This window comes from Rhizobium sp. BK316, from assembly GCF_014193695.1.
Lineage (GTDB): Bacteria > Pseudomonadota > Alphaproteobacteria > Rhizobiales > Rhizobiaceae > Rhizobium.
On sequence record NZ_JACHZR010000005.1, the window covers coordinates 1 to 17479 of the forward strand.

Annotated in this window: 15 protein-coding genes; all 15 read left to right on the plus strand. The window is 60.4% G+C overall.

Going from position 1 to position 17479, the window contains the following annotated elements; genetic code table 11:
• Positions 1 to 438: 438 nt before the first annotated feature.
• The 15 genes from FHT87_RS23215 (at position 439) to FHT87_RS23285 (ending at position 17479) form a co-directional block, all read left to right on the plus strand.
• Positions 439 to 777, plus strand: a complete 339-nt coding sequence (locus tag FHT87_RS23215) for a hypothetical protein (protein WP_183735112.1) — start codon at positions 439 to 441, stop codon at positions 775 to 777.
• A 135-nt stretch (positions 778 to 912) separates the two neighbouring features.
• On the plus strand, positions 913 to 1119 hold the full coding sequence (locus tag FHT87_RS23220) for a hypothetical protein (protein WP_183735113.1): 207 nt from the start codon (positions 913 to 915) through the stop codon (positions 1117 to 1119).
• Positions 1120 to 1284: 165 nt separating this feature from the next.
• Complete coding sequence (locus FHT87_RS23225; protein ID WP_183805095.1) at positions 1285 to 2091, plus strand: pseudouridine synthase; 807 nt, start codon at positions 1285 to 1287, stop codon at positions 2089 to 2091.
• A gap of 11 nt (positions 2092 to 2102) precedes the next feature.
• Entirely contained in the window at positions 2103 to 2786 is a 684-nt protein-coding gene (locus FHT87_RS23230; RefSeq protein ID WP_183805403.1) for a phosphoribosyltransferase, read from the plus strand.
• Between the two features lie 108 nt (positions 2787 to 2894).
• Positions 2895 to 4637: an SLC13 family permease gene (locus FHT87_RS23235; protein ID WP_183805097.1), complete on the plus strand. Its 1743-nt coding sequence runs from the start codon at positions 2895 to 2897 to the stop codon at positions 4635 to 4637.
• A 78-nt stretch (positions 4638 to 4715) separates the two neighbouring features.
• The gene (locus tag FHT87_RS23240) at positions 4716 to 5660 is read left to right on the plus strand and encodes a phosphoribosylaminoimidazolesuccinocarboxamide synthase (protein ID WP_183805099.1); all 945 of its coding nucleotides are present in this window, start codon (positions 4716 to 4718) and stop codon (positions 5658 to 5660) included.
• Between the two features lie 194 nt (positions 5661 to 5854).
• Positions 5855 to 6457: a TetR family transcriptional regulator gene (locus tag FHT87_RS23245; protein WP_183735117.1), complete on the plus strand. Its 603-nt coding sequence runs from the start codon at positions 5855 to 5857 to the stop codon at positions 6455 to 6457.
• Positions 6458 to 6608: 151 nt separating this feature from the next.
• Entirely contained in the window at positions 6609 to 7814 is a 1206-nt protein-coding gene (locus FHT87_RS23250; protein WP_183805101.1) for an efflux RND transporter periplasmic adaptor subunit, read from the plus strand.
• Between the two features lie 50 nt (positions 7815 to 7864).
• On the plus strand, positions 7865 to 10975 hold the full coding sequence (locus tag FHT87_RS23255) for an efflux RND transporter permease subunit (protein WP_183805103.1): 3111 nt from the start codon (positions 7865 to 7867) through the stop codon (positions 10973 to 10975).
• A 154-nt stretch (positions 10976 to 11129) separates the two neighbouring features.
• Complete coding sequence (locus FHT87_RS23260; RefSeq protein WP_183805105.1) at positions 11130 to 12557, plus strand: efflux transporter outer membrane subunit; 1428 nt, start codon at positions 11130 to 11132, stop codon at positions 12555 to 12557.
• Between the two features lie 167 nt (positions 12558 to 12724).
• A complete protein-coding gene (locus FHT87_RS23265) occupies positions 12725 to 13768 on the plus strand; it encodes a LacI family DNA-binding transcriptional regulator (RefSeq protein ID WP_183735121.1) in 1044 nt (347 codons plus the stop codon).
• Between the two features lies 1 nt (position 13769).
• Positions 13770 to 14792, plus strand: coding sequence for an ABC transporter substrate-binding protein (locus tag FHT87_RS23270; protein ID WP_183805107.1), 1023 nt, complete (start codon positions 13770 to 13772; stop codon positions 14790 to 14792).
• A gap of 65 nt (positions 14793 to 14857) precedes the next feature.
• A complete protein-coding gene (locus tag FHT87_RS23275; protein WP_183735123.1) occupies positions 14858 to 15685 on the plus strand; it encodes an ABC transporter permease in 828 nt (275 codons plus the stop codon).
• A complete protein-coding gene (locus FHT87_RS23280) occupies positions 15682 to 16461 on the plus strand; it encodes an ABC transporter permease (RefSeq protein ID WP_183735124.1) in 780 nt (259 codons plus the stop codon). Before FHT87_RS23275 ends, FHT87_RS23280 begins: the two co-directional genes overlap by 4 nt.
• On the plus strand, positions 16454 to 17479 hold the full coding sequence (locus tag FHT87_RS23285) for an ABC transporter ATP-binding protein (protein ID WP_183805108.1): 1026 nt from the start codon (positions 16454 to 16456) through the stop codon (positions 17477 to 17479). The genes FHT87_RS23280 and FHT87_RS23285 overlap by 8 nt, the downstream gene beginning before the upstream one ends.

Below are 17479 nucleotides of genomic sequence, written 5' to 3' on the forward strand. Positions count from 1 at the left end.
AACCAGCTACCCGCCAATCCGCTTGATTTCTTCAGAACGAGGAACTTCGTCGCCAGCAGCGCCGCCGCCCTCGTCAGTGACTGGGCTTATAATCCCACCCCACCAAAACAGTCAACACATCCAATCCAACTTTTTTGACATTTTTGTAACAGGTTGATTCGACAAAGGATTTTCCAGTAGAAAGTTATCCACAGGCCGCCCTTTGGGACAAAATTCCCGAACAATCTTTTACCAGGCGATAAAAAATCATCAGGAACCCCTTCAAAAAACGAGGAAAGGTCGCGAAAAACAGTGCCTTGGCCAATTTTATGGTTAACGCAGAATAAACGCCGGCCCCATCACCACCGTCAAACAACCGTCATATCGGATTGTCGCGAAAGACTCGGAACCTAACGCGGTTTTTCGTGTTTCCCTCCCCATTGAAGGAAGGAGACAGACATGGCCGCCAATACCGATGATCTCAGAACATCCGTCAGCAAGGACATTGCCGCCCTCCAGCAGGAGGTGTCCCGCCTGCAGAAGATGATTTCCGCGCAAGGCGCCGAGGCCTATTACGAAGTGCGCGACCGCGCGGGCAAGGCTTATGACGACGCTCTTCCTCGCGCAAAAAACGCTGTTGCTCAGATCCGGGCGGAAGGTGCAGCGGTTGCCGGCACCGCTCGCGAGCACCCTGCAGCAACCACGACAGCACTTCTTGTCGCCGGAGCGATCGGCTTCCTCGCTGGCTATATGTTGTCAGGTACGTCGCAACCTGAGCCCCGTCACTGGTGGCGTTAAGCTCCCCGACCTCCCGCTCTAACATTTTTACGCATCCAGCAGATCCGATTTTTGCAGGATGCGTAAATACTTATGTCTTAGAAAAACCAACTTTTAATGCGAGCGATAGGAACATAAAAATCAAGGGAGGACATCATGGACGACAAGAGAGAGAAGCTGATCGTCGAAGTGAGTGTCGATGGCGGCAACGGGCGTCACGCAGTCGGCATCATGAACATGCGCCAGGCCCTTGATCTGCCCGAAATGCCGAGCCTGGCCTATACACATCCGGACCCAGCGAAGGCTGCCGCCGGCGTCGTTATGAACCGGCAGGAACTCGCGGGCTTTATGGCTTGTTCTTGAGGCCACACAATATCGTCTCCTTCCCACTGCGCTTTGCCTGAAGCGTTGACTGTCTTTATCGGCATCCGAAAATCCCCTCCTCCCCAAAATTCAGCGCGCCATTGCTGGCATCAGCGCGCCGTTCATGCAAAGAACGGCTTTCGCAATCGCATCAGGATTGGCGCAGTGAAAGGGCGGCACCCCCCGCAGAAAACACGCGAACGCAACAGACCCGAGGCTGAGCCGACCGGCAAGCGGGTTACACTTCCACGTGCCCTTTCCAAGCTCGGCTATTGCTCCCGCACGCAGGCAGAGCGCCTGATTGCCGAAAGCCGTGTGGCCATCGGTGATCGTATCGTCACCGATCCATCGACATGGGTCGATCTTTCGACCACCATCATAAAGGTCGACGGCAGAAAAATCGCCGCCGAGGCGAGGATCTATCTGATGCTCAACAAGCCGCGCGGTCTCGTGACCACTCGTCACGATCCCGAGGGGCGGCCGACAGTCTATGATTGCCTGACCGATTTCGATGTTCCGCACCTCTCGCCCGTCGGTCGCCTTGATAAGGCAAGCGAAGGGCTTCTGCTCTTTACCAACGACACGGAGTTCGCGCAGGCACTGCTCGATCCGATCACTCATGTCCCCAAGTCCTACCACGTGCAAATCGACCGGATTGCCGACGACAACATGCTATCGGCCATGACATCAGGCCTTCGGCACGACGGTGAATTGCTGCGCGCCACATCTGCGCGAAAGCTGCGTGAGGGCGACCGCAACTCCTGGATCGAAGTGGAGTTGCAGGAAGGCCGCAACCGGCAAATCCGCCGGATGCTGGAAGCACTCGATATCGCCTGCCTGCGGCTCGTACGCGTGGCGATCGGCGGGCTGGAGCTCGGCGACCTGCCAAGGGGATCGGTCAGGGCGCTCAACGAGGCCGAACTGAAGGATCTTCGCCGGAAGGTCGGTGCCAGCAAGAAAATACGGGATTGAGAATGAACGAAATGATGCCGCATGATTTCTGGCAGCAAATCCATCCACCCGGCAGTTTCGAAACAGGTGGCGACGTCACATCCTTCTTCGTAGCGGAGCTGGAAGATGGCAGGCAATTGCGGCTGCCGATCCGCGTGCTCGCTGACGGCGAGCATGCCTTGGCCTCACTGATCATCAATCAGGCGAGCTTCGCGGTGCTGGATGCGCTCGCTGAAATCCTTGCAGCAAAGATAGAACCCTTCGGCATCGACGTGATCGCCGGCCTGCCGACACTCGGTCTGACACTTGCGGCGGCAGTGGCCCAGAAGCTCGGCCATCACCGTTATGTGCCGCTCGGTACCTCCCGCAAGTTCTGGTATCGCGAAGAACTGTCGGTCGCCCTCTCATCGATCACCACACCGGAGCAAGAGAAGCGCCTGTATGTCGATCCGCGCATGCTGCCTCTTCTGGAAGGCCGCCGTGTCGCGCTGATCGACGACGTTATATCGAGCGGAACCTCTGTTGCCGCCGGGCTCGGTCTGCTGGCAGGCTGCGGCATAGAACCCGTCGTCGTCGGTGCGGCCATGCTGCAATCAGACCGTTGGCGCGCGAAACTCGACACCGCGGGACCTCAATGGCAGGCACGCACGAAAGGCGTTTTCGCAACGCCTATTCTCGAGCGGACAGCCGAAGGAAAATGGTGCAGACCGGCCTGACCAACGGCAGGACCGCGCATGAGCACCATTCATTCTTTCATCTGAACGGACTATACAGCATCGGACGAAAAGCTACATTCCGCGTGTGATCGAACACAGGAACCGCCGATGACGCCTGAGCAAGCAGCCCTCCTGATCCTGCTGGTGGCGATGCTCTTCCTGTTCTCCCTCGATCGCTTGCGCATCGAAGTTGTCGCGATCGGCGGATTGCTTGCGGGCTATGTGCTCGGTCTTTACCCCGCCGACGGCATCTTTGCCGGCTTCGCAAGCCCCGTTGTCATCACCGTCGTGGAAATCCTGCTGGTCGTCCAGGTCCTGGCGCGCACCAAACTCTTTGACAGTCTCGCCGAACGCTTCGTCGCATCGGGTCTTTCGCATTTCCGGGTCATAGCTGGTGTCTCCGCCCTCAGCGGTTTCATCTCGATCTTCATGAACAATATCGGCGCCTTCGCGATTACCCTGCCGCTAGCGCTGCGGCTGAGCGCCGTCATCGGCATTCCGCGCCGGCAGCTCGTGATGCCGGTCTCCTTCGCCGCTCTTCTCGGCGGTCTCGTTTCGCTGATCGGCACGCCTGCCAATCTTCTCGTCAGTGATGCGCTTGAAAAAGCAACGGGCAGAGGTTTCCGCTTCTTCGATTTCACCTATGTCGGCCTGCCAGTCGCCATTCTGGGCATTCTCCTGATCACCCTGATCGCACAGCGTTTGTTTTCCGAGTCGGATGAATCCGCGACAGCGCCCCCTCCCCCTGCCCGTCGCATCGTCGTCGAGCGCAGCATTCCCGAACATTCGCCACTCGTCGGCGCAACACTTGCTCAATGTCCGGAACGTTTCGGCATTCAGCCGCATGCCCTCATCCGCGACAGGGCCTTCGTCTTCGGCCCGCTCGAACAGTCAGTCATCCAGCCGGGAGATGTTCTCCTGGCCCAAGGTGCGGATTCGATCTTCGCGAATCTGGCCACCTGCCAGGCGCTGGTGCCGGAAGCCCATCCGCATGGGTTGCAGCCGGATTTCGCCAGCATCGAAGCCGTCGTCATGCCGGAAAGCACCGTCGTCGGCTCGCGTATCGCATCGCTGGAGGTCTTCCGCAATCGCGGGGTCACTGTCTCGGCACTGTCGATGCGCTCTCCCCGTATTGAAGGACGTTTCGCCGATCTGCAGCTTTCGATCGGCGATATCCTGGTGCTGGAAGGCCCGCAAGCGGCAATCGCGGAGGCGCTCGAGGAGTGCGAATGCCTGCCGCTTGCCTCCGCAGCGCCCTCCCCGACATCGTCGGCCTCGTGGCGACCCTTCGCGATCTTTGCCTGCGGCGTCGTTGCCTCCGCCTTCGGTCTTCGCCCCGATATCGCCCTCGCCTTCGTGGTGCTGGCGCTCGCACTGCTCGGTTATCTCAACATTCGTCATGCGATGGCGGATCTCAACTGGCCGATCATCATCATGCTCGCGGCGATGATCCCGATCGGTCAGGCGGTGGTGACAACGGGCACGGCCGAGATCATTGCGGCATGGCTGAGCCTTGCCTTCCCGATCGGCCATCCCTTATGGGGCATCGCGCTGGTTCTGTTCCTCGCCATGGCGCTGACGCCCTTCGTCAACAATGCGACGGTCGCGATCGTTCTGGCTCCGATAGCGCTGGAGTTCGCGCGCGTCGGCCAGCATGCGCCGCAGGCCTATCTAATTGCGGTGGCGGCTGGCGCGTCGCAGGATTTCCTGACACCCTTTGGCCATCACAACAATACGCTGTCGATGAGCATCGGCAGCTATCGCTTCGGTGATTTCCTGCGCGCCGGCTGGCCGCTGACGCTCGCCGGCTATATAGTCACACTCATTCTCATTGCCCTCTTCTGGCTTTGAATGAGCCTTTGCTTGACTTCCCCGGCAATGAAACTAGAGCAGAGACAATCTAAGCCGATAGAAGGACAGCCAAGCGCCGTGCGTATTCTCTCCGAAGCCCATTTCCCGGAACTGCCGAACTACTACCGTGGCAAGGTGCGCGAGAATTACGATCTTCCGGATGGGCGGCGCATCATCATCAGCACTGATCGGCTGAGCGCTTTCGATCGTATCCTGACCTGCATTCCCTACAAGGGACAGGTGCTGACGCAGACAGCCCGCTACTGGTTCGAGGCGACGAAGGACATCTGCCCCAATCACGTCCTCGATTATCCCGATCCGAACGTCGTCATTGGCAAACGGCTCGATATTCTTCCGGTCGAGATCGTCGTGCGCGGCTATCTCGCCGGCACGACCGGCACGTCGATTCTCACACTCTATAAGAAGGGCGAGCGCGAAATGTACGGCATGCGCCTGCCCGACGGCATGCGCGACAACCAGATCCTCCCCGAACCGGTCATCACGCCGACCAGCAAAGAATTTGACGGCGGTCACGACGAGCCGCTGACGCCGGCTGAAATCGTCAGCCGCGGGCTATTGACTGGAGAACAGTGGGAAACGCTTTCCAAGTATGCGCTGGCGCTTTTCGCTCGCGGCCAGGAAATAGCGGCAAAACGCGGCCTGATTCTCGTCGACACCAAATATGAATTCGGCACGGACGAGGACGGCAACATCATGCTCGCCGACGAGATCCATACGCCCGACAGCAGCCGCTACTGGGTCGCAGAAACCTATCCCGCTGCTTTCGCAGCGGGCAATCGCCCGGAAAGCTTCGACAAGGACTTCGTGCGCGCCTGGGTAGTCGAACGCTGCGATCCCTACAAGGATGCAATTCCGGAAATTCCGGTCGCGTTGATCGAGCAGACCTCGGCCGTCTATATCAAAGCCTATGAGTGGATCACCGGTGAACGCTTCGTACCCGACGACCGCGGCGAAACGCCCGCCGCGCGTGTTCGCACAAATCTCGCGCCCTATTTCCCCTGAACCGCGTGACTACAGCGCCGCGCGTCTTTTCAGACGCGCAAAGGACGCTGTAGCACTTTGAATTACTGCATAATTCCCTAAATCGATCCCGATTTAGGGAATTATGCAGTAGGCTGCGAGTTGGCTTGCAGCCTTTCGGCCAAACGCGCTAGCATTGTAAAAAGGGGTGTCGGGCCAAGCCCGGCGGGGGACAAATGGCACGCAGGCCCAGACGCAAGGCCGAAGAGACCCGGGAGGATATCCTCTCGATGGCGGAGACGCTGTTTCGCCAGCGCGGCTTTGTGGCGGTTTCCATCGCCGATATCGCCGCCTCGCTGCACATGTCGCCGGCCAACGTCTTCAAGCATTTCCATTCGAAGGCGGTCCTCGTCGATGCGATTGCCGAGCGCCATCTCGGCAATGCTACGGAGCGCTTCGCCGCCGTCGACACAAGCCTGCCGCCGAAGGAGCAGTTGCTGAGCTTCGTTCTGCGCCTGCTCGACAGCCATCTGCAGGACATCCAGCAGAACCCCTACATCTTCGAAATGGTGATCTCTACTATCGATGCCAAGCTCGACGCGGGCCATCGCTATCGCGAGCGGATAGAGCAGAAACTGGGCGAGATCATCCGTGAAGGTGTAGCCGAAGGCAATTACCATTGCGACAATACGGACGCGGCAGCCCGCACCGTTGCAGACGTTCTCGCCTGTGTTCTGCATCCCATTCTCATTGCCAAGGACGACAAAAACACGCTTGTCCATCGTGCGGAAAAAATCGTGTGTTTCGTGGATGCCGCACTGCAAAATAACCCTTGCTAAGTGACGATTGCTGAATTACGTCACTTCATAAAGCTTTTCTTAATATCGGATAACGGCACCTGTTTCCGGGTCAATCATCACTCCTATATAGAGCGGCGCCTCCTAGGGCCGGCGATTGAACCGCTACTGCCAACCGCACAGGAAATTCAGCATGATCAGGCGCGCCCTCATCGTCTCCTCGGCCCTCCTGCTCGTTATGGGCCTCGCCGCCTGCAACGACAGCGGCAGCAAGCCCGCCGGCAATGCGGGCGCAGGCGGTGCCGCCCCGGTCGGTGTGGTCACGCTGAAGAAGGACACCTATCCGATCACCACGATCCTGCCCGGCCGCGCCGAAGCCTTCCAGGTGGCCGATATCCGCCCGCAGGTGAACGGTATCATCCGCGAGATCGCCTTTAAGGAAGGCGGTGAGGTCAAGAAGGGCGACCTGCTCTATCAGATCGACGATGCGGCCTATCGCGCCGCTGTCGAGCAGGCCCAGGCGGCCATCTCCAAGGCTCAGGCAAGCGTGCCGAGCGCCCAGAGCAATTTCGACCGCTACCAGCGGCTTGTCGGCAGCGGCGCGACGCAGATCGAGTTTGAGACCGCCCGCACGGCGCTGGCCCAGGCAAATGCCGAAGTCGAAGCGGCTAAGGCTGCGCTGACATCAGCGCAGATCGACCTTGACCATACGAAGATCACCGCGCCCTTCGACGGCATTATCGACCAGACCGCCTATAATGTCGGCAACCTCGTTGCCGCCAACCAGTCGACCGCGCTGACCACCATCCGCCAGCTTGATCCGATCTATATTTCGCTGACGGAATCGAGCACCAACCTTTTGAAGCTGCGCGATGCGATCGCTACCGGGGAGGTCAAGGGCGAGGACAACAATGTCGTGTTCCGCCTGATCCTCGAGGACGGCCGTGAATATAATCAGAAGGGCAAGCTCGACATGTCGAAGCAGGTCGTCAGCGAAACGACCGGCACCTTCATCATCCGCGTCGTCTTCCCGAATCCGGACCGCGTCGTCCTGCCGGGCATGTATGTGCGCGCCACGGTCGAGCTCGGTGCCGAGACCGGATATTCCCTGCCGCAGCTTTCGACGACGCGCGATGCCAACGGCCGCCTGACCGCACAGTTCATCTCCGCCGAGGGCAAGGTCGAGACCCGCGTCTTCCAGAACGCTACGCCCTCCAACAATTCCTGGCTCGTAACCGACGGCGTGAAGGACGGCGATCAGCTGATCGTCAGCGGCCTCCAGTCGATTGTATCAGGCATGCCGGTGAAGCCGGTTCCAATGAAGATCAACGACAACGGCGTGGTTGTCCCTGCCGATCAGCCCGTGGCCGGAAGCGAACAAAAGCCCGCAGCAAAGTGATGCGCAGGCGCTTTCGTATCGTCACCGTCCCAGCCGTACAGGAATAACCGATGGCCAAGTTTTTCATCCGACGACCGATCTTCGCCTGGGTCATTGCGATCACCATCATGCTCGCCGGTCTGCTCGGCATCTTCACACTGTCGATATCCCAATATCCCGACATTGCGCCGACCACGGTCCGCATCAACGCCAGCTATCGCGGTGCCAGCGCCGAGACGGTCGAAAAATCAGTGACCACCCTCATCGAAGACGGCATGACCGGTCTCGATGACCTGACCTACATGACCTCGACCTCATCGACGGGCTCGGCCAGCATCTCGCTGACTTTCGGAACGAGCATCAATCCTGACATCGCGCAGGTGCAGGTGCAGAACAAGCTGCAGCTCGTCCAGTCGCAGCTGCCGGGCGACGTCATCGATGCCGGCATCAGCGTCACGCGCTCCACCTCGAGCATTCTTCTCGTCGGCTCGCTGGTCTCGACGGACGGCAAGCGCACTTCCGTCGACCTCGGCAATATCATGTCGACCTCGATCGAGGACCAGATCCAGCGTCTGGAAGGCGTGGGCAGCATCAATGTGTTCGGCTCCGGCTACGCCATGCGCGTCTGGCTGGATCCGTTCAAGCTGCAGAAATACCAGCTCACCCCCGGCGATGTGACCTCGGCCATCCAGGCACAGAACACCCAGGTTTCCGTTGGCTCGCTCGGCGCCCAGCCGGCCGTCCCGGGCCAGCAGATCAACGTCACTATCACTGCGCAAAGCCAGCTCACCACGGTTGCTGATTTCGAACACATCATCCTGAAGGTCGAAAAAGACGGTTCGACCGTCCGCCTCAGCGATGTCGCCCGCGTCGAGATCGGCCAAGAAAGCTATGGCGGCAGCTCTCGCTACAACGGCCTGCCATCGTCTGGTTTCGCCATCAACCTCGCAATCGGCGCGAACGCCATCGATACCGCCGCCCGTGTCCGCACCGCGCTCGAAACGATCGGCCGCGGCTTGCCGGAAGGCGTCGAGATCACCTATCCCTACGACACGACCCCCTTCGTCGAACTGTCGATCGAAAAGGTCGTGCATACGCTGATCGAGGCGATCGTGCTCGTCTTCGTGGTTCTGCTCATATTCCTGCAGAACCTGCGTGCGACATTGATCCCGACCATCGCCGTTCCCGTCGTACTTCTGGGCACGTTCGGCATCCTCGCGGTAACAGGCTACTCAATCAATACGCTGACCATGTTCGCCATGGTGCTGGCGATCGGCCTTCTCGTCGACGATGCCATCGTCGTCGTCGAAAACGTCGAACGCATCATGTCGGAGGAAAAGCTCTCGCCGCTGGAGGCGACCGAGAAGTCGATGGGCGAAATCACCGGCGCCATCGTCGGCATCGCTCTCGTGCTGACCGCCGTCTTCATCCCCATGGCCTTCTTCGGCGGCTCGACCGGCATCATCTATCGCCAGTTCTCCATCACGATCGTGTCGGCCATGCTGCTGTCTGCCCTCGTCGCCATCGTGCTGACGCCTGCGCTCTGCGCCACGATGTTGAAGCCGGTCAACGAGCACAAGAAACATCGCATCGGCGACTGGTTCAACCGGAACTTCACCCGCTCGACCAACGGCTACGTCCGCACCATCGGCTACCTCTTGAAGCGGCCGGTCCGTGTCATGCTGGTTTTCCTGCTGGTCGGCGTCGGCTGCGCGTATCTCTTCACCCGCCTGCCGAGCTCGTTCCTGCCTCAGGAAGACCAAGGCGTGCTCCTGACCATCGTCACCACGCCGCCTGGGTCCACCACGCAGCAGACGCAGGCCGTCGTTGAAAAGGTCGAAAAATACTACCGTGAAAACGAGAAGGATGCGGTGGAATCCGTCTTCGGCGCGCTCGGTTTCGGCTTCAACGGTTCGGGTCAGAACAGTGCCATCGTCTTCACCAAACTCAAGGACTTCTCGCTGCGCACTGATCCCAACCTCAGCGCGCAGTCGGTGGTCAGCCGGGCTCTCAAGAACTTCTTTGCGATCCGCGAGGCGCAGGTCTTTGCGCTGCTGCCGCCCGCGATCCAGGGTCTCGGCGTGTCAAGCGGCTTCTCCATGTATCTGGTGGACACCGGCGGCCACGGCAATCAAGCCCTGACGGCCGCTTCCAAGCGGTTGATCCAGATGGCTGGCGCCACCGGCAAGGTCGTGGCACTCCGCTCGAACAACAAGGAAGTCGAGCCGCAGATGAAGATCCTGATCGATCAGGAGAAGATCGGCGCCATGGGTGTCGACCTTGCCTCGGTCAATTCCATGCTGTCGATCATCTTCACCGGCCGCGACGTCAACGATTTTACGCTGAACGGCGAGATCAAGCCGGTCTATGTGCAGGGCGACGGACCCTTCCGCATGCAGCCGACTGATCTGAACCACTGGTATGCCCGCAACAACGCCGGCGAGATGGTGCCTTTCTCCGCCTTCACCACCACCCAATGGGTCGACGGCGCGCCGTCTCTTGCCCGCTTCAACGCCGTCAGCGCCATTCCGCTGGATGGCGGCGCGGCACCAGGCGTCTCCTCGGGTGAGGCCATGAATGAGATGGAAGCCCTGACCGAACAGCTCGGCGGCGGCTATACGGTTGCCTGGCAGGGTATCTCCTATCAGGAGCGCCTCTCGGGCTCGCAGGCGCCGATGCTCTACGCGATTTCGGTTCTCGTCGTCTTCCTCTGCCTGGCCGCGCTCTACGAAAGCTGGTCGATCCCATTCTCGGTCATCATGGCAGTTCCGGTCGGCGTGCTCGGGGCACTCACCGCGGCAACGCTCTTCGTGCAGGCGAACGACGTCTACTTCAAGGTAGGCTTGCTCACGACCATCGGCCTTGCGGCGAAGAACGCGATCCTGATCGTGGAATTCGCCAAAGACCGGATGGAAACAGGACTGGGCCTCTTCGAGGCGACGCTGGAGGCAGCAAGGCTGCGCCTGCGTCCCATCATCATGACTTCTCTGGCATTTATCCTCGGCGTCGTGCCGCTGGCGATCGCAACGGGCGCGGGTTCCGCTGCCCAGAACGCGATCGGCATCGGCGTCCTCGGGGGCATGCTTTCTGCGACGATGCTGGGCATTTTCTTCGTGCCGAGCTTCTTCGTCGTCATCCGCCGCATCTTCGCCACACGGCAAAAAAATGAGGCGGCAGTGTGATATAAATGCACTGTGAGAAAGCTTTTCAGATTGCTACATTGCGCCCGGACTGCTTCGGCATGATGTTTGGCGTAGAGAACGAGGCGCGTTAGCCGATAGTGAAGCATGACGCTTCGGACAAGAATTGACTTGCTCGAGTTACAGGATGAAATGCATGGTACCCCTTCGTTATGCCACACCGGCGCTATTATTATTGCTTTCGGGCTGCGTAGTAGGCCCTGATCACGTACCTCCTGAAATGTCGCTTCCTGGAAAATTCAGCGAAGGCAGCCCAAAGAGCATCGGCGATGTCGCCACCGCCGCATGGTGGACGGCCTACAACGATAAGAAGCTCAACAGCCTTGTTCAGACCGGCCTCGACCAGAACCTTACGATTCAGCAGGCCATCGAACGCATCAATTCCGCCTCTGCCAATGTGACGATCGCCGGCGCCGGCGCCCTGCCTGCCCTCGATGTCGGCGCCTCCCAGACCGCCAGCGGCCAGACGGGCGAATTGCGCACCCAGTTCGATACCCGACACACCAGCGCCGGCCAGCTTTCGCTCTCCTGGCTGCTCGATCTGTTCGGCCTCTACAGGCGCAGCAAGGAAGCCGCCCTCGCTTCGCTTGACTCGGCTTACGCGGGTGCCGATGTTGCTAGGCTGTCCTACATCCAGGACATTGTCTCGACTTATATCGATCTGCGCTTCTTCCAGCAGCGTCTGGCACTTTCGAAAGCCAACCTGAAGTCTCGTCAGGAAACCTACGACCTCACCAAGTTCCAGCTGGATGCAGGTGCCGCCTCCCGCCTAGACGTTGTGCAGGCAGAAGGTCTCGTTCAATCGACGCTCGCAGAAATCCCTGGCCTTGAAACCAACATCCGCGTTTCGGCCCATCATATCGCCACCCTTGTCGGCCAGCCGGCCGGTTCGATGGTCGATGAACTGCTCCGTGGCTCCGGTCAGCCGACCTTCCGCGGCGGCATCAATTCGGGCATTCCTGCCGACTTGATCCGCAACCGTCCGGATATTCGCCAGGCAGAGCGTAACCTTGCGGCCGCCACCGCTCAGATCGGTGTCGCAGAGGCTCAGCTCTATCCGTCGATCTCGCTGTCCGGTTCGATCTCGCCGAGCTACATCAACCAGCGCGGCCTTCATGGCGCTCTCGGTGCATGGTCCTTCGGCCCAACCCTGAACCTGCCGATCCTCGACGGCGGCAGTCTGCGCGCCAATGTCAACGTTTCGAAGTCTGATGCAGCCGCATCCTATCTCGCTTGGAAGCAGACCGTCCTGACGGCTGTCGAGCAGGTCGAGAACGCCCTGTCCGCCGTCCGCCGTGACGCCGAGACGGTCAATGCGCTGCGCGCACAGGTCCGCACGACACAAGAAACCCTCGAACTTTCGACAGCGTCTTACAAGGACGGCGCCTCCTCGCTGCTCGACGTCCTCGACGCCCAGCGTCAGGTCTCCCTTGCTCAGGCAAGCCTTGCTGCTGCCGTTCAGCAGATGGCGAAGGATTATGCCGCGCTCAACATCGCAACTGGCGGCGGCTTTGCCCCCGGCGGCAAGACGACTGCACCTGTCAAGGTCGCCAAGGGCACGTGAAATCGTCGCCCATTGCTTGTTCAGGCCCCGCGGTTTTCCGCGGGGCTTTTTGTTTGCGCGAAAGCCGCCGGGACAGATATTCGCCCACTGAGTAAATTTGGATTCGACAAGCCCTAAGCGCTACGCTATGCAATTGCTTAAACGATTAAGCGCAGCACCTCGAAATCATGGCTTCACAACGCCCGGGTCCCAATCTCAGCAGGATAGCGACGTCGCTCGGCGTCTCCGTTGCTACGGTCTCGAATGCGCTCTCCGGCAAGGGCCGAGTTTCCAATGCTCTGATCGAGAGAATTCGGACGCATGCTGCCGAACTCGGCTATGTGCCGAGCCAAGCCGGACGGGCGCTGCGCACGGGCCGCAGCGGCGTGCTAGGCCTCGTCCTGCCTGATATCGCCAATCCGCTCTTCCCGAAGATTGCGCAGGCCATCGAATTTGCCGCCTCCGCCGCCGGTTATGGGGTACTGATCGCAGACTCCCGCGGCGACATCACGGCGCAGACCGAGGCAATCAACCGGCTGGTGGAACGTGGTGTCGACGGCATGGTGGTCGTGCCTCGCCGTGCCACCCGCATTTCCGCCGCAAGCTGCCCGGTCGCGGTCATCGATACTGCCTCCACGCCCGGCAATACGGTCGCCGCCGACCATTGGCAGGGCGGCAGGGAGATCGCTGCCCATCTCGCCGGCCTCGGCCACAAGCAGATCCTGATCATCGGCAACAATCAGGAATCCAATGTCCAGAACGACCGAGCCGGCGGCATCAGGGCCGGCCTGCAGCCCGGCATGCGTTCCGAAATGCTGTGGATCGAACGCCTGGAGAACGAAACGGGCGCCGGCTGCCGGTTGGGCCTTGCGGAAAAGACGCGTCAGGGCTTCACCGCCTTTGCGGCCCTTTCCGACCTGCAGGCCCTGCGGGCGCTGACCGAACTACAGCAGGAGGGCATCAGCGTTCCGACCGATGTCAGTGTCACCGGCTTCGATGATCTCATCTGGTCGCCTGTCGTCACGCCGTCGCTGACGACGGTGAGGATGGACATGGACACCATCGCCGAAATCGCCATCTCCGCGCTGGTCGACAGAATAAACGAAAGCGGCACTCGGGAGGGCGTGCTGGTCACGGCGGAGACCGAACGCGTGCCCATGCAACTCGTCATCCGCCAGTCATCCGGGCTCGCGAACCCGGCACCAAAAACCTCAGAGATGGAGAACCTGTAGAATGAAGAAAGCCCTCATTGCATCGGTGGCGCTGGCCGCGCTTTTCCCCCTTGGCGTCGCGGCACAGGAACGGACGCTGACCATTTCCGTCTATGCCTTTGCGCAGGACGATTACAAGACGATCGTCTACGACCCCTTCGAAGCCAAGTGCGGCTGCAAGCTCGTTGTCGAAACCGGCAACAGCGTCGAGCGCCTCGCCAAGATGGAAGCCAACAAAGCCAATCCGGTGGTCGATCTTGCCGCCGTCTCCATGGCTGACGGCCTTGCCGCCACCCGCGCCGGCCTGATCGACAAGGTCGATACCTCCAAGCTCGAAAATTTTTCCAAGCTCTATGATATCGCCAAGGATCCGAACGCCGACGGCATGAGCGTCGGTTACACTTTCTACGCCACCTCGATAGTCTACCGTTCCGACAAGATGAAGATCGAGTCCTGGGCCGATCTCTTGAAGCCGGAATATGTCGGCCATGTTGCCTTCCCGAACGTCACGACCAATCAAGGCCCGCCGGCGCTCTATATGCTGGGCCTCGCGCTCGGCAAGGACGCGGCCGACCTCAAGGCACCGATCGAAGCGCTTGGCGAAAAGAAGGGCGAGATCGTCACCTTCTACGAAAAGTCTTCCCAGCTCGTGCAGCTCATGCAGCAGGAAGAAATCTGGGCCGCTCCGATCGGCCGCTTCTCCTGGGCAGGCTTCACCAAACTCAATGTTCCCGTCGCCTGGGCAACGCCGAAGGAGGGCCAGACCGGCGGCATGAACGTGCTGGTCATGACCAAGGGATCGAAGAACCACGATCTCGCGCTGCAGTTCATGGATTTCTGGCTGTCGACCGAAGTCCAGACCAAGCTCGCCGAAAAACTGATCGACAGCCCGGCGAACAAGGAAGTGAAGGTCTCCGACGAGGTCGCCAACAACATCACCTATGGCGAAGATACCGCCAAGAGCCTGAAGCTCATCCCCGCCGCAGCCGCTCTCGACAATCGCAATGGCTGGCTGAAGCAATGGAACGAAAAGGTCGGCCAGTAAGCCGCTGCCGATAACGGTCCCGGCGCCGGCCGGGACCGACCCTTCCTCCGCTCGAAAGGCGTTTCATGTTCCAGAACCGCGCTGAAGCACTGGCACTTGCCCTGCCGGCAGCGATCTTCGCAGCCGTGGTCTTTCTGCTGCCTGTCGCGATCCTGCTCTCCGAAGGTTTTCGCAGCGGCGGCGCGTGGACGCTTACTGCCTATACCGATTTCTTCTCCGAAACGCTGAACCGCACCGTCTTCTTCCGCACCTTCCGGCTTGGCCTCGAGGTGACGGCGGTTTCAGCCATCATCGGCTACGCCGCCGCCTTTGCGATCGTCAATCTGCCGCCGAACGGCAAGGGCCGCATGATCGGCCTCGTCACCCTGCCGCTGATGATTTCGCCGGTTGCGCGTACCTACGCCTGGATCGTCATCCTTGGCCGCACCGGCATCGTCAATGAAGCCATCACAGGTCTCGGCTTGAGCGCGGAACCTTTGCGCCTGCTCTTTACCGAGACCGCCGTCTTCATCGGCCTGCTGCAGCTCTTCCTGCCACTGATGATACTGTCACTCATCAGCGCGCTCGAGAATATGCCGAAGGATGCCATTCCTGCCGCACGCGTCCTCGGCGCCAACTGGTTTCAGGTCTTCTGGAAGGTCATCCTGCCACTGACGAAGGAAGGTCTCGTCGTCGGCGGCACGTTGGTCTTCACCGGCTCGCTGACCGCCTATATCACGCCCGCCATCCTTGGCGGTTCCAAGGTGCTGATGCTGGAAACGCTGTTGTACCAGCAGGTGTCTGTCGCCAACAATTTCGTTTCGGCGAGCGTCATCGCCTTCATCCTGATCGTCATGAGCTTCGCCGCCAATATCTTGCTGAAACGGCTCGCAACCGCGAGGAACCGCCGATGAGCATCCGCCTCCTCTCACCGGTTGTGCTGTTCCTATTGCTGGTCTTCCTGATCGGCCCCTTCCTGATCATCATTGCCGCCTCGCTTTCGGCCGGAGATACGCTGGCCTTCCCGCCGCAGGGCCTGTCGCTGCGCTGGGTCGCCAAGGTCTTCACCATCGACAGCTTCCGCGACAGCTTCGCCATGTCGATGTTTCTTGCCGTCTTCGGCACACTGGCGGCGCTCGTCCTCGGCGTTCCCGCCGCCTATGCGCTGTCGCGCTATAGGCTTCCGGGTTCCGAAACGGTGAGAACCATCGTCTCGCTGCCGATCATCGTGCCCGGCATCATCGTCGGTCTGGCGCTGCTGCGTTACCTGGTGGTTCCCTTCGGCTTCAACATCACGCTGGCGCTCTTCTTTGCCCATACCGCGCTGGTACTGCCCTATGCCGTGCGTGTGGTGTCCGCGAGCCTCGGGAACCTGCGCTCCGATATCGAGGAAGCAGCGGTCTTGCTCGGTTCCTCGCGGTTCGGCGCCTTCTTCCGGGTCGTCATGCCGAATATCCGCGGCGGCATTCTCGCCGCCTTCATCCTCGGCTTCGTCACCAGCTTCAATCAGGTGCCGGTGTCGCTCTTCCTCTCCGGTCCGGGCGTGCGCACGCTGCCGATCGACATGCTGGGTTACATGGAAACCACCTACGATCCGTCCATTGCCGCGCTCTCGGCGCTGCTCGCCTTCCTTTCGATCGGCATCGTCTTCCTCGCTGAACGCTTCCTGGGATTCTCTCGCTATGTCTGACGCATACCTTCAACTCGACAAGCTGACGCTCGCCTATGGCGATACGGTTGCGGTGAAGGACCTTGACCTATCGATTGCCAAAGGCGAACTGGTGGCACTCCTCGGCCCCTCCGGCTGCGGCAAGACAACGACCATGCGCGCGATTGCCGGCCTGCTGAATCCGGTCTCCGGCCGCATCAATCTCGATGGTGCGGATATCACCCGTGTGTCCGCCAACAAGCGCGCCGTCGGCCTTGTCTTCCAGTCCTATGCGCTTTTCCCGCATCTGAGCGTCTATGAGAACGTCGCCTTCGGTCTCCGCCTGAAGAGGCTGCGCGGCCAGGATCTCGACAACAAGGTCAATGCCGGCATCAAATCCGTCGGCCTCGCGAAATTCGCCGGCCGCAAGCCCGGCGAGCTCTCCGGCGGCCAGCAGCAACGCGTAGCACTGGCCCGCTCCATGGTCATGGAACCGAAGGTGCTGCTGCTCGACGAGCCGCTCTCCAATCTCGACGCCCGACTGCGTCTGGAAATGCGTGCCGAGTTGCAACGCGTCCAGAAGGAAACGGGCGTGACGATGATCTTCGTCACCCACGACCAGGCGGAAGCCCTTGCCCTTGCCGATCGCATCATCGTCATGCTGAACGGCGGTATCGAGCAGATCGGCACACCTGAGGACATCTATAACAAGCCGGTTTCCTCCTTCGTCGCTGATTTCGTCGGCTTCGAGAATGTCTTTGCGCTGAGGGACAGAAAGCTTGCGATGCCGAACGGCCTAGTCGCGCTTTCCGCACCTGCCCCTGAAGATGCGGCGGGCCTGGCATGGCGACCCCGCGCGGTTGTCCTTGGTTCCGGCCCGTTCCAGGGTAGCGTGCGTGGCACGTCTTTTGCCGGCAACAGCCGCGAATACTTGCTGGACAGCGCGCTTGGCCCGATCAAGGCGGAAGTCGACGCTGCCCTGCCGCAGCACGAACTCGGCAGCACGATCGCCTTCGACCTGCCGGTTGCAGCCGCCGCAAGCCTCAAGCGTTTCGGGTGA